Origin of the sequence: Rhodoblastus acidophilus, from assembly GCF_900187365.1 — a bacterium.
Lineage (GTDB): Bacteria > Pseudomonadota > Alphaproteobacteria > Rhizobiales > Beijerinckiaceae > Rhodoblastus > Rhodoblastus acidophilus.
The window spans coordinates 1-19,758 of the sequence record NZ_FYDG01000020.1 but is presented as its reverse complement, the minus strand read 5'-3'; the positions used below and the strand labels follow the sequence as shown (position 1 = coordinate 19,758).

General features: G+C 62.4%; 16 protein-coding genes and 1 tRNA gene. 8 read left to right on the top strand and 9 right to left on the bottom strand.

All coding sequences use genetic code 11. The features are described 5' to 3' along the window. Positions 1 to 8: 8 nt before the first annotated feature. From dpdG to dpdE, 3 genes are read right to left on the bottom strand one after another with little or no spacing between them, the layout of a single operon-like run. On the bottom strand, positions 9 to 899 hold the full coding sequence (dpdG, locus tag CFB24_RS19830; RefSeq protein ID WP_088522368.1) for a protein DpdG: 891 nt from the start codon (positions 897 to 899) through the stop codon (positions 9 to 11). Next, on the bottom strand, positions 896 to 3,472 hold the full coding sequence (gene dpdF / locus CFB24_RS19825) for a protein DpdF (RefSeq protein WP_088522367.1): 2,577 nt from the start codon (positions 3,470 to 3,472) through the stop codon (positions 896 to 898). Before dpdF ends, dpdG begins: the two co-directional genes overlap by 4 nt. Continuing rightward, on the bottom strand, positions 3,472 to 6,708 hold the full coding sequence (gene dpdE, locus CFB24_RS19820) for a protein DpdE (RefSeq protein ID WP_088522366.1): 3,237 nt from the start codon (positions 6,706 to 6,708) through the stop codon (positions 3,472 to 3,474). The genes dpdF and dpdE overlap by 1 nt, the downstream gene beginning before the upstream one ends. A 361-nt stretch (positions 6,709 to 7,069) precedes the next feature. Between dpdE and CFB24_RS19815 the strand changes: the two genes are divergently transcribed. The 4 genes from CFB24_RS19815 to CFB24_RS19800 all read left to right on the top strand — a co-directional run bounded on the left by CFB24_RS19815 (position 7,070) and on the right by CFB24_RS19800 (position 10,689). Further along, positions 7,070 to 8,386 (top strand): hypothetical protein, encoded by a 1,317-nt coding sequence (locus CFB24_RS19815; protein WP_141098520.1) that lies wholly within the window; start codon positions 7,070 to 7,072, stop codon positions 8,384 to 8,386. A gap of 399 nt (positions 8,387 to 8,785) precedes the next feature. Further along, positions 8,786 to 9,268, top strand: a complete 483-nt coding sequence (locus CFB24_RS19810; protein WP_088522364.1) for a hypothetical protein — start codon at positions 8,786 to 8,788, stop codon at positions 9,266 to 9,268. A gap of 82 nt (positions 9,269 to 9,350) precedes the next feature. Continuing rightward, entirely contained in the window at positions 9,351 to 9,572 is a 222-nt protein-coding gene (locus CFB24_RS19805; RefSeq protein WP_088522363.1) for a hypothetical protein, read from the top strand. Positions 9,573 to 9,585: 13 nt separating this feature from the next. Further along, a complete protein-coding gene (locus CFB24_RS19800; protein WP_210190746.1) occupies positions 9,586 to 10,689 on the top strand; it encodes an extracellular catalytic domain type 2 short-chain-length polyhydroxyalkanoate depolymerase in 1,104 nt (367 codons plus the stop codon). A 38-nt stretch (positions 10,690 to 10,727) separates the two neighbouring features. Here the strand turns inward: CFB24_RS19800 and CFB24_RS19795 are convergent, their stop codons facing one another. From CFB24_RS19795 to CFB24_RS19780, 4 genes are all read right to left on the bottom strand, one after another. Next, positions 10,728 to 13,442: a PAS domain-containing hybrid sensor histidine kinase/response regulator gene (locus CFB24_RS19795; RefSeq protein WP_088522362.1), complete on the bottom strand. Its 2,715-nt coding sequence runs from the start codon at positions 13,440 to 13,442 to the stop codon at positions 10,728 to 10,730. Between the two features lie 231 nt (positions 13,443 to 13,673). Further along, a complete protein-coding gene (locus CFB24_RS19790; RefSeq protein WP_088522361.1) occupies positions 13,674 to 14,675 on the bottom strand; it encodes an SDR family oxidoreductase in 1,002 nt (333 codons plus the stop codon). A 157-nt stretch (positions 14,676 to 14,832) separates the two neighbouring features. After that, a tRNA-Phe gene (locus tag CFB24_RS19785) sits at positions 14,833 to 14,908 on the bottom strand. An 87-nt stretch (positions 14,909 to 14,995) separates the two neighbouring features. Beyond that, a complete protein-coding gene (locus tag CFB24_RS19780) occupies positions 14,996 to 15,364 on the bottom strand; it encodes a hypothetical protein (RefSeq protein WP_088522360.1) in 369 nt (122 codons plus the stop codon). 301 nt (positions 15,365 to 15,665) lie between these two features. On the opposite strand from CFB24_RS19780, the gene infA reads away from it, so the two are divergent. The 4 genes from infA (at position 15,666) to CFB24_RS19760 (ending at position 18,062) form a co-directional block, all read left to right on the top strand. Continuing rightward, positions 15,666 to 15,884, top strand: coding sequence for a translation initiation factor IF-1 (gene infA, locus CFB24_RS19775; RefSeq protein ID WP_088522381.1), 219 nt, complete (start codon positions 15,666 to 15,668; stop codon positions 15,882 to 15,884). Between the two features lie 3 nt (positions 15,885 to 15,887). After that, entirely contained in the window at positions 15,888 to 16,529 is a 642-nt protein-coding gene (locus CFB24_RS19770; RefSeq protein WP_088522359.1) for a Maf family nucleotide pyrophosphatase, read from the top strand. Beyond that, positions 16,526 to 16,732, top strand: coding sequence for a DNA gyrase inhibitor YacG (locus CFB24_RS19765; protein WP_088522380.1), 207 nt, complete (start codon positions 16,526 to 16,528; stop codon positions 16,730 to 16,732). The genes CFB24_RS19770 and CFB24_RS19765 overlap by 4 nt, the downstream gene beginning before the upstream one ends. 82 nt (positions 16,733 to 16,814) lie before the next feature. After that, positions 16,815 to 18,062 carry an NRAMP family divalent metal transporter gene (locus CFB24_RS19760; RefSeq protein WP_206605503.1) on the top strand — a complete coding sequence of 416 codons (1,248 nt, stop codon included), beginning with the start codon at positions 16,815 to 16,817 and terminating at the stop codon, positions 18,060 to 18,062. On the opposite strand, the gene msrQ is transcribed toward CFB24_RS19760, so the two are convergent. Further along, positions 18,036 to 18,635, bottom strand: coding sequence for a protein-methionine-sulfoxide reductase heme-binding subunit MsrQ (gene msrQ, locus CFB24_RS19755; RefSeq protein WP_088522358.1), 600 nt, complete (start codon positions 18,633 to 18,635; stop codon positions 18,036 to 18,038). The genes CFB24_RS19760 and msrQ overlap by 27 nt on opposite strands. Continuing rightward, a complete protein-coding gene (msrP, locus tag CFB24_RS19750) occupies positions 18,635 to 19,558 on the bottom strand; it encodes a protein-methionine-sulfoxide reductase catalytic subunit MsrP (RefSeq protein ID WP_088522357.1) in 924 nt (307 codons plus the stop codon). The genes msrQ and msrP overlap by 1 nt, the downstream gene beginning before the upstream one ends. Positions 19,559 to 19,758: the final 200 nt, after the last annotated feature.

Genomic DNA, 19,758 nt, shown 5'->3' with positions numbered 1-19,758 from the left:
TTGCCCTTTCATGCGGCGATGCGTCGGACGTGCGTCATGCGGAGCCACAACCGCTGTTCAGCGCCGATCAAAGTTATGCCCGCTTCGGTGTCGCTGCGCTGTTCGGTGGCGATAACACCCTCGTGGCCAAGTCGCCGGATCGCGCGAGATAGGGCGGTCGAGAGCGTGTCGTCAGGCAACTTCGCCCACGCGGATCCTTTGAGTAGATCCTCTATCTGCTTTCGATAAGATCCGCCATCTAGGACGGGCAGCACTTCGGCGATGCGATCAACGAACTGGCGCGCGGCAAGCGTCTGCTCGTCGCCAAAGATCTGGTCCAGGCTGTCGCGTAGTGCAAGAGTTGGATCGATGGTAACCGGCGACCCGTTGCGCCCAAAGCCGAGATAGACCATCCACGTCCTCAGGCCATTCCAACGCGTATCGTTCTGAAGAATGCGCTTTGATTCGTCGGCGACCTGGCTACTTTCAAGCGCATCGATTTTCTGATGCGAACTTGTATCGATCGTGTAGATATCCTGGGCAAGAATCCAAGAGAGCCCGCGATTAAGATCGGCGCTCTTATTTTCTTTTGCTTCCCAAAAGCGCAGATTATTCTCCGGTGCTAGGGCAATGCTCCGCAGCACGTTCGGCAATCGGCTTTCGGCGATATCGGGATTTTTGCCAAGCATTGTTCGGTAGGGTTCGCGCAGACAGACGATGTTTTCGTTGGTTGAGAAGAGCCCGAGTTCAGTCCAACGGGTCAACGTTGTGCCCGCACGACTCTCGTCGACACCTTCGACGCCGACCCCGCAGGCGGTTAGCAACTCCTCTCGGCTTCTTGGACCAAAACGAACCGCCGCGCGGACGAGGACTACTACGACGTTGAACAGACCGTCGTTCTGCATATTCAGGATACTCATAGCCGTGCCCCCGCCATGAACTGGTCAAACGTAAGAATATTGTTTCCGGTGTCGATCAACCGCCGCCCGGGATTGAAAGGATTCTGTGCTGAGGGTGGAGCTAGAATCAGATGAAGTGGCCGCTCAAGCAGCATGAGCGGTTCAGCAGAAATTTGGTCGTTTATGACTGAGGCGCGCGCGAGTTGGTATACGGTGGGACGCGAATCGGCTTCCTCTTCGAGCGACTGGAGAAGAACGACGCGATCGACCGCGTGTCGATGTAGCAGCCTGATTCCGTCGATTCCGCGCATCGCGTCTGGAATCGCAATTTCGCGAATTTCGAAGGTCGAGACGAGATCTGCGAGGATGTCGACTATCTGCGCCGACCTCACGGAATCGGGCAACGCAATGACCACCGGTGATTTGATAGAAAGATGCGGGAAGCGCAGTTGAAATAAACTGGTATCTGGTGGCTCGACATCCTCGATACCGAACGAATTGGGATCGGTATAGAACGGATCGGCAAACCGACGCTTTCGCCGGTCGGCGGGACAGCCACCGCAAGCGCGCGATACGAGAACGGTGCGCCGAGGCGCATGGCTTGTGTATAGATCATGAAGGAGATCAGATACTTCGATTTTTCCGCCCAGCAAAGCGTCCAGAAGGAGGCGTCCTGATAACGCACTAGCAACCGATCGCGCTCGTTCCGTTCCGATACGAGAGTCGAAGACTGTTTGGTTGCGGTGCCCCATCTCGGACAAGCTCACGACAGCCTGGAGGAAATATTTTGCCCAATGCTCTTCATTGCGCAGTTCGTAACTGGCGTCGGTCTCATCTTCGTTGCGCGCGATCATCTCCGGTGGGCGAGACTCCAGTTCAAGCATGTTGGCGCGCGCCATCATTATCAGGGTTCGCATGTTCCAAGTTTCATTGTAATCGGTCTGGCGATTGAGGCGTTTCGGCACTACGCTGAGGTCAACTTGGAGCAGCATTCCCATGACATCGAGTCGCGTGGCGGAAGCCGACATCGCCGACCAACGGTCGAACGCCAGTTCGTCGCTGATGATTGACGGTGCCGCCAGTCGATCAGCGATCTCACGATCAACGTCTGAATAGAGAAGCAGTGAAGCCGAGGTGCGGCCATCGCGGCCGCCGCGTCCGATCTCCTGGTAATAGCGATCAAGAGTCTCGGGAACTGCGGCGTGTATGATTGCTCGAACGTCCGGTTTATCGATACCGACGCCAAAGGCCGAGGTTGCTACGATTATGTCGAGTTCGTTGCTAGCCCACTGGTCGATAATGCGCCGACGAGAGATATCGTCGGTGTTACCATGAAAGCTTGCGCAGCGCACGAACCCGGCGCGCCTTAGGCGATCAAGCCAAGCGTCGGCGTCCTCCCGCTTAGTGACATAGAGGATAGTCGGCCGCGGTGCATGACGAATAGACTCGAGCACCTTGGCAGTCTTCGCCGCTGGATCGCTTTCGCGATGGATCCAATACTGGGGCTCGGGTCGCAGATAGATCGAAGCAACCATCTGTACAGATTCTGCAGGGCCAAATATTGCATCGATGGTGCCAACCGTTTCCGGCGTCAGAGTTGCCGACATCAGCAAGGTCTTGAACGGCCTTTTTCCGCATTTAGCGAGCAGTCCACGTCTAATCCCTGCCAGCATCTGAAAGGCGGGTCTGAATCCATCACCCCATTGGCTTATAAGATGAGCCTCATCAATGACTAGATACGCCAGCAATCCTGATTCCGCAGCGTCATATAGAGCCGGCAATAGGGCCCCGGTAACGGCTTCGGGCGAACAATAGAGGATTCCTTGAGTGCCTTGCCTGATCGCCGTCTTGACGGCAGCGCGTTCCTCGCTGGTAAGCCCAGCATGCCAAGCCAATATCGGAGCGTCGAGACGAGGATAGCGCACCTTGAGCATGCCGGCGGTCTGACGCGATTGATCAAGCGCAAGCGCAGTAGTCGGCACCACGCAGATCGTCATCGGCCCTTCTAGACCTCGCGTAAGAACGGGAGCCTGGGCGACAAGGCTCTTGCCCGATCCTGTGGGAAGACCGATAATTAAAGTCTTCCCTGGCGGTAACAGGAACGCGCTCCGCACGGCCTCCCGCTGCCCAGGAGACATATAGCATTCGAAGCCGCTCGCTTCTCCGAGGAACGGATCGATAGGCCGTTGCCGGTCAAGCCGAACCTTGCGTTCGGCGAAGGCGTCCTCGAATAACGGAGCGTCGACATCGGCCACCCAATTTGGCGACCAAGGGACGGCTTCGATAAGGTACTGAGAATTGCCGACCTGATGCGCGCGGATGCCGAACTGCGACCACTGGTCTCGATCTGGCCAATGCTTCTCGAACGGCACACGAAGTCGCGCAGTCGATCCCGACTGAAGCGATTGCCGACGCAAGACATGGCGTAGCAGCGCCATGAAATCACTAAAGTTGCCAGGAGTACCCGCTGCCCGCGCACCATGCAAAATCTGACGGATGCGCTCAAACACGCCATCGGCACTTTTTAGTGGGACGCCACATTCAGGCCATTGAGCGAGCAGGTCATGCAGCGACGAAAAATTGAGACAATTCATTACGACCGCTCGTCGAGCTTGGCTGTCAATGTCAAATCACCGGTTAGAAAGCAGGCGATGATGGCATCGACGCGAACTGAAGGCGCGATGATACCGGAGTTGATTGCATCCGCGAGATCGTGCTCGATCCGCCATTCGGCCTCGTCGACGGGATCATTTCGTCGGTCGGCACGGGCGCGCAATTGTCCAAGACGCCCATGGTCGACAGCGACTGCGCGATGTCGTGCAGTGCTGAGGCTTTCCACAAAAACGGGCGATTTGCGCAGGATCATTTCAGCGTGTTTCCGAGCCTGGCCGCACATTGCGGGCCAGTCGGTCATTTGGGGCAGGCGGAGTCGTCCAAGCTTGCCCCATCGCTTGGGATTGAGGTTGAAATCTCTGCCACCCTGGCCCATGGCGGTCGGACGATAAGCCAGATCGAGTTTCTCAAGCAGAGCCTTATCAGTGACCTCGTCTGATTCTTGATCGATCCATATCGTTTGGAAAAAGGGTGGCAGCGCCATGTCGCCGCGTCGCGCGACCGCTGCTCTGCCCGCGACGTTTAACCTATCGGCCGCTGAAAGGACCGCACATGCACCGGCCAGGTCAGGTTCGACGATGAAGTCGAAGCGAAAAAAAACGTCGACCGCGCCTTCGCTCTGATGTCCGGGAAAATAACGCCAGAGTGCGGTGGATCTGCCGCGATCGTCATTTTGCGACAGGTCCCACATGCCGTCGATGAACGTTTCGCCATAACGCAGCAAACGGGCGTGAGCGGCCATGCCTTCGCGGCCGAGCGCTGTACGTCGGCGATAGGTGACCGGATAGGTCTTTACCGCGCGCGTGAGCATGGCTTGGACCGATGAGTCAATCGCGGGAGAGCAGCGAATGAGAAAGGTCTCGAGCGGAATCAACGTGTGCGCGCGCTGGGTCTCGTAACGGTAGCAGAAGGGCAGCGTGCCTGACGCATGCTGTTCGTGGCTTCCCTGACCCGGAATACGACTAAACATCAAGTTGGTCTCGATCCAACCGGAGGAGGCAGCGTCAATTTCACGCCACGCTTCGTCGATGTCGCTTAATGCGTCAAGCGTATCTGAGGACGGTGCGCTAAGCGCATCAAGTGCATCCTGCTGATCGAGCGCGGTAATCTCGCGTGCGATACTCCCATCCTTGCCTCGACTCGCGGACTCGAGATCGATAATCGCCTCCGGACCCTCGCGGAACAGAGCCGATGCGAGGGTTCGGGCCGTCTCCTCGATTAGGTATTGAAGGCTGGCGATCGAGCGATCGAACAGCCTCAAGGCCGTGTCGAGGTAACTGACCCACGCGGTCTCATAGAAATTGTCGCGGCAGGTGAGGATAATCGAGCGAACCGCGTCACCCGATCCATAGCGATCAACGCGCCCCAATCGCTGTTCAATCCGATTAGGATTGAAGGGAAGATCGTAGTGGACGACAATCTTTCGGCCACCCTGTAGATTGAGACCTTCCTCTGCGCGACGATCGCAAACAAGGATCGGCCGCGCCGAATCCCGATTGAAAGCCATCCAGTTGTCATGTCCTGGGTCGTGCCGATCAACGGGTACGCCGAGATTAATGGAAAGTGTCTTGGCAAGTCGGTCAGCCGTCTCAATGTCACTACAAAAAACGACGAATTGCTGCCGAGGGGTGAGCAAAGCCTTAATCGACGCTACCAGTGCTGATGCCCGGTCTTCGAATGCCTCCTCGCTGGAGAGGATTTGCACAACGGCGGCAAAATGTCTGTCACCCACAAGTTCGCTTTGGCGTGCGAGTATGCCGATGTTCCCAGCGCCTGAACAGGCATATTGCTGCATTCGATCAAGAGTTTGGAAGAATACACGCAATCGATCGCTTAAAGCGGGCTCGGCATCGACAATCGTCGTTTGCTCGAAGCGCCAAACTTCTGCGGCTTTGTAAAGGCGGGCGGAGGCGGAACTTTCGTAGTCTACCCGAATTGCGCCCGAACGGTCGGGAGTTAGACCAATGATGTTGCGTCGACGGTGCCGAAGTATCCGGCGATGGAGGCGGTAGACTTCGCTGATGTGCGCGCGCACGCGGGCGATCGCATCAATCAGTTCGGGATCGGTTTCATCTGGCAACGCATAGGCGATGCTGCGCAAGGCGACGACATGATCCTGCAATAAATGGTCGTCGGAAAAATGTTCGGTGAGTTGGTCGAGCGTATGATCGAGATACAGGATATTTTCGGGAACTAGGCCCGCGACGATCTGTGCAAGCATTTGCCGACTATCGATCCGTCGGCGGAAGCCGGATTCGTCGTTCAGCGGATAGGTGTCGGGATCAAGGAGATGGAGCATCTCTAAGAAACCACGCTCATTGTGCAGCGCTGGGGTAGCCGAGAGCAGCAACAAACGCTCGATGGTCGGCGCTGCGGTAGCGAGTTCCGCGTAAAGCGTTCCATCGCCCACAGCGCACTTGCCGGTCAGATGATGCGCCTCATCGATAACCAACATCGTCGCGCGGGATAGTAATGGTCTAATCCGGCCGTGATCGGTGAACGGCACCACGTGGATGCGCACATCGAGACAATGGCCGAGGAAGAAACGTGAATCGAGTTCCCCTCGCCACTGCGCCACCAACTCATCTGGCACGATTACGAGAATGAGAGCGTCGTCCCCGCAGTCGAGCACGCATTGCCGAATCAAAATTCCAGCTTCGATCGTCTTGCCCAAGCCGACCTCATCGGCAAGCAAGTAGCGCTGCACAGGATCCTGGAGGATCCGACGAACGACTTCGATTTGATGAGCCTCCAGTTCCACTGCTGACGATGCGAGGGCGGACATACCCATCGTGACAGCGCGTTGCGCCATGATCGAACGAACGAATCCGCTTCGCCCGTCAGCGAAGCGTGGGGTCTCGTTGATACGACTTCCTAGAAAGGGCGTGGGATCGGCTATGGGCCGAGACCAGCGAACGAAAACCTCATCCACAGGGAGCAAAAGATCTAAACCGTTGGGGAATCTTACATATTGCTGGCTGCCTTGGTCGTCGAGAACCCGTCCGATCTCCCAAGCGCCGGTCGACTTGCTGAAATGATAGACGCGGGTCTGCTCAGGCAGGGCTACTAACTCAATTTCTGATGCCCTAAGGGTATGGACAATTCCCTTTGTAAATGGCGCTTCAAAATATTCGATAGTGCAGAGATCCTCCTGTCGAAGGACCTGCTTCCCTATGCCAAGCGATGCGTGTTCGCCCCCAAGTGCCCTAACAAACAATTGGATTTTCCCTCACCCAAAGCGTCCTATACTCTAAACCTTAAGGGGCTCTTTGGCCGCCTAGTGTCGTAATTACCCACCGCCATTTTCATCACGCGCAATCTTAAAGGTCTGGGCGCAGTCAGCCATCCCAAATCGCCTTGGAGTTCGTTCCGTAGCATGACCGCGCTCTCGGGTCGCGACCATCCGGCGGGAACTGTTCTCAATTTTTTACTTGATCCCGACCAAGCTCTGTGCGCGCACACGCCGCAAAGAATTTGGTGTGGCAGAAGCATGCCAAAGGAATTGGCGAAAGCGATGCCCAACTTGCTCCAACGGGTGAACCACGCCGCACGCTGAACGTCGAAGGGTTTTTCGCGGCGTGTGCCGCACGTGGGGATCGCCACAACCTGGAGCAACGGTCGCCGTCGAGGATCAACGCGCCGTCGCCGAGGCGATCTTCAATCCGCCAGCGCCCTCGGCCGGCTTGCTGCGCGCCGCCGAGGCCCATCGGAAGAACACCGCATACCGAGCGCGGCAGCGCGAGGAACTGCTCGACCAGTTGGCGCAGATCAACGAGAGGTCATTCGCCGAGCTGCGCTATCCGTCCCTTGGGGAGGTCGGCAGATTTTTGTGTGACGAAAACACTAATAGATATAGCCATTTCGTCACACGCTTTTCGCACGGGGATATATTCGCCACCAAATACGACGCCACGGCTTGCATGTCCGCCGAGGGCGGCGACGCCGACGAGTTCATCGCCGTATTGCGCGGCCTGCATGAGCGCGTGGTTCTGGCCAAGGACGAGAGCGGCCTGATCTCGCCCAGCCGGTTCAATCCGGATGCGGCGGCGGACACGAAGCGGGGCCTCGCCAATGTCGAGTATGTCAACGGCATCTGGCTCGACAACGACGGCGGCGATCTGGGCGTCGAGAAGTTCGTGGAGTTCTTCCCCCACCTGCGCATGGTCATCTGGAACACCTACAGCCACACCCCGGCGAAGCCGCGCTGGCGCGTGTTCATCCCGACCAGCATGGCGCTGTCGCTCGATGCCCACCGCTTGATCATGCACCGAATCATGAAGGTGTTGAACGAAAACGGTTATTGGCTGAAAGAGCAGCGCGAAAAAGACCACCGCATCAAAAACGGTCGCCTGCACGGTTTCGACAGATCGAAGCTCAACGCCGCCAGTCTGTTCTTCTTGCCGTGTCAGGCCAAGAATCCCGGCGACAGTTTCTTCCACGATTTTAACGACGATTCACGCGGACCTCTGGATGTCGTGCGTTGGCTGGACGACTGCATCGCCATCCTCCGTGACCCGGAACCCGAGCCAGAACGGGAAGCCGAACCAGAGGCCGTCATCGCCGGTCCCATCCCCGCGCCATCGGGCGGCGTCGTTTGCGCGCAACTGATCGCAGTGCAGCAGAAACTTCTCGCCGAACGAACCGCCAATCCCGCCCGGATCATCGACGCCGCCGTCGCCGAATGGCGCCAGACTTCTCGCGGCCACGGCCATGAAGGCTTCTTCCGTCTGGCCCGCACGCTTCACTGGGCGGGCATCACCGGCTTCGACTTGCAGCAGAAACTGCGCGAAGAAGCCGCCTACGCCTATTCTCCCAATGATCGCAGAGCCGAGATCAACGGGATCGTCAGGAAGCTCGATCAGAGCGGCAAAATCGGCGGTGGACGAGCGGCCTGACCTGCGCCATTGCTGTTCGACCATCGGTCGGTTGGTCGGACAGCACGAAGTCCATAATGACTGAACAAAATCCCGGCAACGATCCCTATATCGTCCACCGCCCCGACGTTGATCGCCATGCCGCCGAGAGCCCCGTAGGCGACAACGGAAGCTCCCCTCAGCTCCACCACTCCGATTCCAGAAACAGTTAGTCGAAGACAATCGGCCATCTGACGCTCATGCGGCGTCAAGCCAACTCGCGTCTTCGCGCGCATGTCTGGCGCTTTCGTCCCTCGCCCGATGCAACCGATAGCCGGGCCTGGCGTATATTGATCGGTCTCGCCCCCAAAACGACGCATTGTCCGACAAGGCGGCGCTTCCGCTCATGAAAGGCTCCATGTTTTTTTCAAGGAGTTGAAGATGTTCAGATCTGTTTTGATCGTTCTGATGCAAATCCTCGCACTCCCCGCAGCCGCCGAAAGCGCAAAGTTCATGGATGGCGTCTGGTACGGCAAGGGGACGTTTCAGATGGGCGATCAGGTGGTGCTTTGCAATGACATCATGATGAAGTTCAGCGGCGACGAAAAGACATTCGTCGTGCGCGAAGCCAGCATGAAATGCAATGGAATGGATCAGCAAAACTTTAGCGAAGTCGACACGTTCGCCCTCGCGTCCGACGGCGAACTCACATTCCAGAAAGGCGTCGCCACCCAAATCGCGGCGGGCGCCAAAGTCGGCAGGGTCAATGGCGCGCGCTTGACCATGCTCAACCCGATCGACGCCGCCAAGGTGGACGATATCGACATCCGTCTCGCCGGCGACACGCTGATCTACAGCCAGATCGCCGGCGCCCCCGGCGTTCAGCCGGATTATGCGTTGCTGGCTTTCCTCAAGAAAAAATAACCGCGCCGCTCCGCCGGAACAACGCCGACGGAAACACGCGGGGCTTGGCGGCGTTGTCTGCGCAGAAGCAGGAGATCAACCCATGTCCAAGACCAAACTCGCCGCGGCGCTTGTCGCCCTCGCCCTGATCGCGCCGGTCCAGGCCCAGGCGAAGGGCTGCATCAAGGGCGCCATCGTCGGCGGCGTCGCCGGCCACATGGCCGGACACGGCAAGCTCGGGGCGGTCGCGGGTTGCGCGATCGGCCATCACGAAGCAAACAAATCCCGTCCGCAGCAAGACCAATCGGGCGATCGTCCTCGCTAAAGGACACAGCATGGTGACGGAGACGCCAGCCAAATCCACAGCCTCGGCCCCTCTGTCTGTCGTCGTCGCGCTGTCGCTGGCGACGTTGATTGCGTGGACGCACGGCGGCCGGGCGGAAGTCGCCCGGCTCGGCGCGTACAATGTCGACGTCTCGCAAATCTCCATGTCCGGCCTGTCGTCGGGCGCGGAAATGACCGTGCAGTTTCAGGTCGCCTATTCGTCGCTGCTCCGGGGCGTGGGCATCATCGCCGGCAGCCCCTACGCTTGCGCGGAAGGTCAGGTGACGCGGGCGATGCGGGTCTGCGCCTGCTTCTTTTCCTGCGCGTCGGATCAGATCGACGTGGCGAAACTCGCCGACATCACCTGGAAAAACGCGGCGAAAGGCGAGATCGACGATCCCGCCAATCTGAAGCGCCATCGCGTCTGGATGCTGTCGGGCAGCCAGGACCAACTTGTCCCGCAGTCGAAGATGGACGCGCTGGCGTCCTATTACGCCGGCTTCGTCGATCCGGGGCAAATGGCGTTCAAGAAGGATCTCGCGGCGGGCCATGGCATGCCGACGAAAGATTACGGCAATCCCTGCGACACGGAGATCGACCCCTTCATCAACGATTGCGGATATGACGCCGCCGGCGAATTGCTCGCATGGATTCACGGCGATCTGAAACCGCCGAACCCAGGCGCGCTCGGCGGACGCTTCGTTCAGTTCGACCAATCGGAGTTCGTGAAAAACCCCACCGATCACAGCCTGGCGCCCGATGGCTGGCTCTACGCGCCCGCGTCCTGCGCCGATGGCGGCCGCGCCTGCAAGCTGCATGTGGCCCTGCACGGCTGCAACCAGTTTCAGAGCCACAGCTACTGGAACTTCAGTTTCCCGTTCTATCACCGATTCGGCCGGCAATATGTCGATCACGCCGGCTTCAACGCCTGGGCCGACGCCAACGACATGATCGTGCTTTATCCGCAGGCGACTTCGGCGGCGCTGCTGGGCAATCCATTGGGATGCTGGGATTGGTGGGGCTACGACGACGCCAATTATGCGGTGAAGAAAGGCCGGCAAATGACCGCGATCAAAATGATGATCGACCGGATCTCCGGCGCGCCGGGCGCGCATTGACGTTCGCCAGACGCGCGGGGCCGCGAACAGGTCGTCAGTCAGCAGGCGGCCGCTTGCCGCTGCCGGTCGGCGCGCGCCGCCGTCATCACGGCAAGGCAGTGGCGCAAGCTGTCCTCCGGCGCGGGTTTGTGCAGCAATTCAAAGCCGCTGGAGGTGATTTCAGCGATCTGCTCGGCGGCGGTGTCGCCGGTCAGGATCAAAGTCGGGATGTCGCGCTGGGCCTTGCGCCGGATTTCGCGGGCGGTTTCGAGCCCCGAAAGCCCGGCGCCGAGGCGCTGGTCGGAGACGATGGCGTCAATATCCCATCCGGCCTCGGCGGCCTGTGTCAGCGCCTCCTCGCCGCCGGTGGCGACAAGCGTCGCATAGCCCCAGCTTCGCGTCAGGCTCTCCAGACTTTGCAGCAGAATGGCGTTATCCTCCACCAGCAGCAGTCGGCCGCCGCCTTCGGCCGCGCCGTCGCTCTCGGCGCCGGCCGTCTCCTCCAGCGTTTCCGGCGGCGGGAGGGCCAAGGAGAAGCGCGAGCCGCGCCCCGGCGCCGAGTCCACGTCGATTTCGGCGCCCATCAAGGCGGCGAGCCGCGCGACAATGGCGAGGCCGAGCCCCAGCCCGAGCCCCAGGTCGCGGCCGGGATTGCCGACCTGAACGAATTCCTCGAAAATGTCGGCGCGCCGGTCGGCGGGTATGCCGATCCCCGTATCGATCACGTCGATCCTGACGAGGCCTCCCCGCCGCCGGACCCCAAGCAGGATTGCGCCCGTCTTGGTGTAGCGCAGCGCATTCTCCAGCAGGTTGCGCAGCGCCCGCTCCAGCAGGGCCGGATCGACGAAAACGTGGAACCGGCCGGGGACGCAGCGCAGCTTCAGCCCCTGGGCCTGGGCCTTGGCGCGATATTCGCCGGCCAGACGCCGCAGGACTTCCGCGAGATCGACCGCCCGGGGCTCGGCTTCGACCACGCCGGCGTCGAGCCGGGACATGTCCAGGATCGACGTCAGCAGCCCGGTCAAGCCGGAGAGGGCCTGCTGCATCAGCCGCGCCGTCTTGGCCGCCGCGGTCTCCCGCACCTGCCGTTCGAGCAGCGCCAGCAGCAGGACCAGCGACTGCACGGGCTGGCGCAGGTCGTGGCTGGCGGCCGCCAGGAATTTCGACTTGGCGAGATCGGCGCGCTCGGCCAGCGCCTTGGCCGCTTCCAGCGCCGCTTGCGCCTCGACGGCCGAGGTGACGTCGAGGAGGGTGGCGAAGACGCGATGAATCTCGCCATCGCGCGCCGGCTCCGGATTGGCCACGCCCTCGAACCAGCGGATCGCGCCGTCGTCGCCGCGCACGCGGAACGTTTCCTGCGCGCCGCGGCCGGAGAAAATCTCGTCGAACATGCCGGACACATGCGCGCGGTCGGGCGCGGCGACATGCGAGAGCAGCGCCACGCGCGCGCCGTCCAGCGGCCCGCCGTCGGGCGGGGTGAGCGGCGCATAACCCATCACCCGTCCAAAATTCTCCGCCACCTGAACCCGACGGTCGCGCAGATCGAACTGAACATAGGTCAGGCCGGCCGCATTGGCCGCGTGCCGCAGGCGCGCCTGGCTGAGCCGCAGCGCCTGCTCGGCCCGCCGCGCCTCGGTGACGTCGAGGTTGACGCCGACGAAACTCTCGACGACGCCGCACGCGTTGCACCTGACGGTCTCGACCGCCTCGATCACCCGGATGACGCCGTCCGGGCGCCGGATGCGGAACTGGCGGCGGCCGACGCCGCACGCCCCCGCGCACGCGCGCAAAAGGTCTTCCTGGCGGGGCAAATCCTCGGGCAGCACGGCGCGGGCCCAGACGTCGTATCCCACCGCGCCGTCCGGCGTCGGCGCGAGGCCGTAGATGCGAAACATCTGCGCATCCCAGACGCTCTCGTTGGTCTGCAGATTCCATTCCCAGACGCCGGCGCCCGTGATCGCCGTCGCCAGTTCGACGCGCTGCTGCGCCGTGCGCAGCCGCTGCTCGTCGCGCCGTCGCTGCGAAATGTCGCGAATGATCTTGGAGGCGCCGACAATTTTCCCCTCGCCGTCGCGAATCGGCGAAATGGTCAGGGCGACCTCCAGCGCGCGGCCGTCCTTGGCGAGACGGCGCGTCTCGTAGTGGTCGATGCGCTCGCCCCGCCGCAGCTTGCCGATAATCTCGCGCTCCTCCGCCACAATGTCCGAAGGAATCAGCAGGGTGATCGAGCGGCCGACGATTTCCTCCGCCTCATAGCCGAACAGCCGGCACGCCGCCGCGTTCCAGCTGAGAATGATTCCGTTCAGATCCTTGCTGAGAATGGGGTCGGCCGAACCTTCGACAATGGCCGCGAGATGCGACTTGGCCGATTGCGTTTCGACCGCCGCCAGCATCCGCGAACGCGCGCTCAGGCACAGTTCGACCGCGCCGGAGATCAAGCCGCCCATGGCCAGGAACATGCCGAGTCCGAGCCAATCGTTGACATCGCGCAGCGGAATGAAGGTGGAATGCACGGCGACCGCCGAGAGCGCGACGGCCCACGCCCCGGCGGGAACGCCGCCGATGAGGGCGGCGATCGTCACGCCGGGCCAGAAGGTCAGATAGGCCGCGCGATCCAGGTCCACGCCCAGGACAGCGGCGCGCAGCAAGGCTCCCAAAACGGCGAACAGCAGACCGACGCCGAACGCCCACGTCAGCGGCGCGCGCGCGCGCCATGCAGCCGACGCATCCAGAATCCGCCTGAACGCGCGCTTGTCTATGTCGTCGGAAATCAAACCACCTCGCCTCACGGCGCTTCGAAGGGCGTTCGAAGCGCGGCCTCCCCAAAGATGATTCTTGAGACAGGCGGCAATGCCGGCGGCCTTGGGCGGCCGCTTCGGGGACAATTTCCATCGGGTGAATGTCGCAGGCGTTGCGCTGTCTAATCAAAGGCTTCGCGCAGATCTGTGGCGACTTGATGGCGCGTGCGCCGCAATATTTCGCGCGCGTCTATGGACGCGGGGCCGTCATGGCCCGCCCCGCCCTCCGGCGGCGCCGAAAACCTGTCCGGTGGTGAAGGTCGCTTCATGGCTGGCGAGCAGCACGTAGAGCGGCGCCAGTTCGGCGGGCTGGCCGGGCCGCTGCATCGGCGTATCCGCGCCGAATTCGGACAGCGCCTCCGGCGGCTGGCCGCCGCTCGGCTGCAGCGGCGTCCAGATCGGGCCGGGCGCCACCGCGTTGACGCGCACGCCGCGCTCGGCCATCTGTTTCGCCAAAGCCTTGACGAAGATCATGATCGCGCCCTTGGTGGCGGCGTAGTCGAGCAGGCCCCGGCTCGGCTCGTAGGCGTTGACGGACGCGGTGGCGATGATCGCCGAACCGGGCTTGAGCAGCGGCGCGGCGGCGCGGAGGATCCAGAACATGGCGTAGACGTTGGTCTTGAACGTGTCGTCGAATTGCTGCGTCGAAATTTTCTCAATCGACGGCTGCCAGACCTGACGCGCAGCATTGCTCACGACAATGTCGAGACCATCCAGATTCGCGGCCGCATCCGTGACGAGTTTCGTGCAGAACTCCTCGCTGCGCAGATCGCCGGGCAGCGCCACCGCCTTGCGCCCGGCGGCGCGAATCAACGCCGCCACCTCCTGCGCGTCGGATTCCTCGGCGGGAAGATAATTGATGGCGACGTCGGCGCCCTCGCGCGCGTAGGCGATGGCCGCCGCGCGGCCTATGCCGGAATCGCCGCCCGTGATCAGCGCCTTGCGGCCAAGCAGCCGTCCCGACCCGCGATAGGATGTCTCGCCGTGATCGGGCGGCGGATTCATGAGCGAGGCGAGCCCGGGCCAGGGCTGCTGCTGCCGGGCGAAGGGCGGGCGCGGATATTCCGTGACGGGATTGGGCGGGACCTGGTCTTGCGTCCCGGGCGCGGCCTGCGCCGCGCCGGCGGCGAACAGGCTCCCGGTCATGCCGCCAAAAGTCATGCCGCCAAGGATTGTGCGTCGGGATTGTCCGGTGGTGTCGTCAGCCATGACGAGCCTCTCCTGAAAGGCGAAATCGTTTGGCTGCAACAGGCGCCGGCGCCGTCCGTTCCAACGGGGCCGCAGAAAGCGGCCTATCGGTCCGAAGCGTCAGAAAGCCGAAACGGCTTCACGCTGGCGCAGGTCATAGGAACGGTCAAGAAGGGCGTGGTGCCCAGGGGCGGAATCGAACCACCGACACTGCGATTTTCAGTCGCATGCTCTACCAACTGAGCTACCTGGGCGGCTGCGGCTCATCGCCGAAGCACGCGCCTTATAGAAAGCGCTTCGGGGCTTGTCCAGCCCCCCGAGGCGCCATTTTCAAAATTCCGTCATCCGCTGCGCGACCACAGGCGCCGCGCATTGGCGCAGGCCTTGCGCCGGGCCGGACGCATCGTCGCGTCCGCCACATCGAACATATGATGCGCCATCGCCGTCGGATCATTCTCGCCCGTCATCACCTTCAACGTCGCCTTGGCCGTCTGAAGCGCCCCCGCCTGCGCGCCTTCGGCCGCCGCCATGATCTTTTCGGCGACCATTTCATGGGTCTCGCGCTGCGCCCGGCGAGAACCAAAGCCGCTGGCCGCCGCCGCGATCATCGGCAGCCGCGCCGCGATCGTCGCCGACGCCGCGAAGGTCGCTTCCGTCATATCCCACCAGGACCGCGCCAGCCGCCGGTTGAGGGCAAAAATGTCATCCATGAGTCACACCGCCTTCTTATTGACAGAAGCCAAACGCTCGCCCGAGAGAAAAGACTCGCGTGATCCTCTCCGCTCGCCATTGGCAGGCGGGCCACAATTTGTTATAGCCCGGCGAATATCAGCGCGATCAGCTCGCTCACACACCCCGCCACGCCCGATCCGCCCTTGTTGCGCCATCGGCGTTGGCGTGCGTGAACCGCCGTGAACTTTGATTTTGCGCGGCCCGCGCGCCGAAGACAAGCGTCTTTTTCTCCTCCTGAAGCAGGAGGGAAGGGCGAAGCCGACCAGTGACAGGAACCAGATGTCGAAGGAAGAACTTCTTGAATTTCCAGGTGTCGTCAGCGAATTGCTGCCCAACGCCACCTTTCGCGTGACGCTCGACAACGATCACGAAATCATCGCTCACACCGCCGGCAAGATGCGCAAGAACCGCATTCGCGTGCTCACCGGCGATCGCGTTCTGGTGGAGATGACGCCCTACGACCTCACCAAGGGCCGCATCACCTATCGTTTCAAATAAGCCTTGCTGGAAGACCCTACCCGCAAAGCGCGCCTCGCGCTCGCCTCCGGCTCGCCGCGCCGTCTCGCTCTCCTGCAGCAAATCGGGATCGAGCCTGACGCGCTCCTGCCCGCCGATCTCGACGAAACGCCCGGACGCAACGAATCGCCGCGCAAGCTGGCGGCGCGGCTGGCGCTGGAGAAGGCGCAGGCTGGCGCGCAAGTCGCGCGCGCCCGGACCGATCTGTCCCCCTGCTATGTCGTGGGCGCGGACACCGTGGTCTGCGTCGGACGGCGCATCCTTCCGAAATGCGAAACCCTCGACGAAGCCGAGGATTGCCTGCGGCTGCTGTCGGGCCGGGCGCACCGGGTCTATACCGGCGTCACCGTGATCGACCCCCAGGGGCGCGACCGTTCGCGGCTGGTGGAGGCGCGCCTGCGCTTCAAGCGGCTGTCGTCGCGCGAAATCTCCGCCTATCTGACCTCGCGCGAATGGGCGGGCAAGGCCGGCGGCTACGCCATCCAGGGCCTCGCCGGCGGCTTCGTGGTCAAGCTGGTCGGCTCCTACAGCGCCGTGGTCGGCCTGCCGCTTTACGAGACGCGGGCGCTGCTGGACGGACTGGGATTCCCCTCGGACGCCGCGTGGGCGGCGGGAGCGTCGGCGTGACCGCTTCCGACCAGAAGCCCAAGAAAAAGGCGCAGCCGGCCCGCTGCGCCATCTGCTCCAAGCCGGTCGATCCCAAATACACGCCGTTCTGCTCCAAGCGCTGCGCCGACGTCGACCTGCATCGCTGGCTGAACAATTCCTATTCGATCGCCGGCGCGCCTGCCGACGACGATGCGGCGGCGGATGGGTCCGAGCAAGATTGAAAAAGGTCCGGACTTAAGCAGCGCCATTGCCGACCGACGCCGCGAACATCACACTGGACCAAATGATTTGAGGCGCGCGGCGATGACGGCTTTGGACGAACCCCTCTCCCTGAGAAAACCCGGCCTCGGCCGCTTTTTCGCCGTAGCCGGCCCGGGAATGGTGGTGATGCTGGCCGACACCGACGCCGGCAGCGTGATCACCGCCGCGCAGAGCGGCGCGGTCTGGGGCTATCGCCTGTTGTGGCTGCAACTGTTTCTCGTGCCTGTGCTCTATGTGGTGCAGGAGCTGACGGTGCGGCTTGGAACCGTCACCGGCCAGGGCCACGCCTATCTGATTTCACATCATTTCGGCCGGTTCTGGGCCTGGTTCTCGGTTTCGACCCTGCTGGTGTGCTGTCTCGGCGCGCTGCTGACCGAACTGGCGGGCCTCGCGGGCGTCGGCGCCCTGCTCGGCCTGTCGGCGCCGCTCACCATGGCGCTGGTGGTGGGCGCGCTCATCGCCATGGCCTGGTCGCATTCCTATCGCACCGTCGAGCGCATCGCCATGGCGATCGGGGCCTTCGAGCTGGTGTTCCTCGCCGTGGTGCTGCTCGCCCGTCCCGATCCGGCGGCGGTGGCGGCGCAGGCGACCGACATCCCGTTCGGCAATGAAAAATATCTCTATCTCGTCGCCGCCAACATCGGCGCGGTGATCATGCCGTGGATGGTGTTCTTCCAGCAGAGCGCCGTGGTGGAGAAGAAACTGACGCCGGCCGACCTTCCCGCCGCGCGGCTCGACACGATCGTCGGGGCGGTGCTGACGCAGATCATCATGGCCGCCGTGCTGGTCGCCACCGCCGCGACGCTCGGCCAGTCCGGCCAGGCCGCCGATCTCGACACGGTCGAGCGCATCGCCGAGGCGATCACGCCGTTTCTTGGGGAGTTTGGCGGCAAGCTGCTGTTCGGCCTGGGCATGACCGGCGCGGCGCTGGTGGCGGCGATTGTCGTCACCCTGACCGCCGCGCGCACCTTGAGCGAGATGTTGGGGGTCAAATGCAGCCTCGACAACAAGCCGAGCGAGGCGCCCTGGTTCTACGGCGCCTATGCCGCCACCCTGATCGTCTGCGGCCTTGTGGTCGCCTCCGGCCTCAACCTGGTGTCGCTCAGCGTCGGCGTGCAGGTGATGAACGCCCTGCTGCTGCCGTTCGTGCTCGGCTTCCTTTATTTGCTAGCGCGCCGCCTGCCCCCGCCTTTTCGCCTGCGCGGCGTCCATGCCGCTCTCTGCGCGGCGGTGATCGCCGTCGCCTCGGCCTTCGCCGTCTATTCAGGCCTTGCCGGCCTGTTCGAGTGAGGGCCGGCGTTTCGGCGCCAGCCGCGCGGCGAGCAACGCCACGGCGGCGGCGGCGTAAAGCAGGGGTTCGAGCGGCCAGCTCTTCACCGCGAAGATGAAATGCGCGACGGCCAGCGCCGCCGCCGGATAGACCAGCTTGTGCAGCCGCGTCCAGTTTTTCGCGCCGAGACGCTTGATCATGGCGTTGGTCGAGGTGGCCGCCAGCGGGATCAGCAGCAGCAGACAGGCCATGCCGATGAAGGCGTAAGGTTTTTTCAGAATTTCCCGGCCGATCTCGGCCCAGGCGAAGCTGTGGTCGAGGCCGATGAAGGCCAGGAGATGCAGGCTGGCGTAATAAAAGCTCAGCAGCCCCAGCGCGCGGCGATAGCGCAGCAGGTTGAGCCCGGCGAAACGCCGCAGCGGCGTCACGCAGAGCGCGGCGAGCAGGAAGCGCAGCGCCCACAGCCCCAGGCTTTGTTCGAGCGCGCGGATCGGGTCCGGCCCGGTCAGCCCAGCGAGTCCCGCGCCAAAAGCGGCCACGGCCGGAACGAAACCCAGGGCATAGACCGCCCAGACGGGAAAACCGCGCTTCATCAGTAATTCGCCTTCAAATCCATGCCGGAATACAGGCTGGCGACGGAATCGTAGCCGTTGAACATCAACGTCGGCCGCCGCTTGGCGAAAAAGCCGCCCTCCCCGATGCGGCGCTCCGTCGCCTGACTCCAGCGGGGATGATCGACCTGCGGATTCACATTGGCGAAAAAGCCATATTCGTCCGACGCGATCATGTTCCACGAGGTTTGCGGCTGCTCCGCGACCAAGGTCATGCGCACGATCGACTTGACGCCCTTGAACCCATATTTCCACGGGACGACCAGCCGCAGCGGCGCGCCGTTCTGGTTTGGCAGCGGCGCGCCATAAAGGCCGGCGGCGAGCAGGGTCAGCGGGTGCATGGCCTCGTCCAAACGCAACCCCTCGCGGTAGGGCCAGGGAATGATGCGCGGGAAGCCGCGCGTTCCCGGCATTTCCTCGGGCCGGTACAGCGTCTCGAACGCGACATATTTCGCCGCCGACGTCGGCTTGGCCCGCTTGAGCGCCTCGGCCAGGGGAAAGCCGAGCCAGGGAATGACCATGGACCAGCCCTCGACGCAGCGCATCCGGTAGATGCGCTCCTCCAGCGCGAACGGCTTGAGGAAATCCTCCAGAGCGTAATCGGCGGGCTTTTCCACCAGCCCGTCGATCCGCAGCGTCCAGGGCTTGGTCTTGAGCGCGCCGGCGCGGGCGGCGGGATCGCTCTTGTCGACGCCGAACTCGTAGAAATTGTTGTAGCCGGTGATATCCGACAGGCTGTTGGGCTTTTCATCGGTGGAATAGGGCGACGGCGCGGCGAATGCAGGAGCCAGCCCCAGGCCGAGCGCAGCCCCGGCGCCGAGAAAATCGCGCCGCCTCAACCAGATGGACTGGGGCGTGATTTCACTGGAAGCGGCCGGGCGGTCCGAGAGAATGCGAATAAGCATGGTCTGATCCTTGCGCGAGACGCTTCATGTACGGATGCGAACGCGGCATTGTTGCGCGCCCGCCCGCATTTTTTTGCAAATGGCGTGAAATTATTTTGAAACGGCGGAGACTGTCAGGAATTCCGTGTGAAGGCGGGTTCCGTTTTCATGCCAAGCTGAACCGATCCGGGAACAGGATGGCGAATTGAGCTTTCGCCATC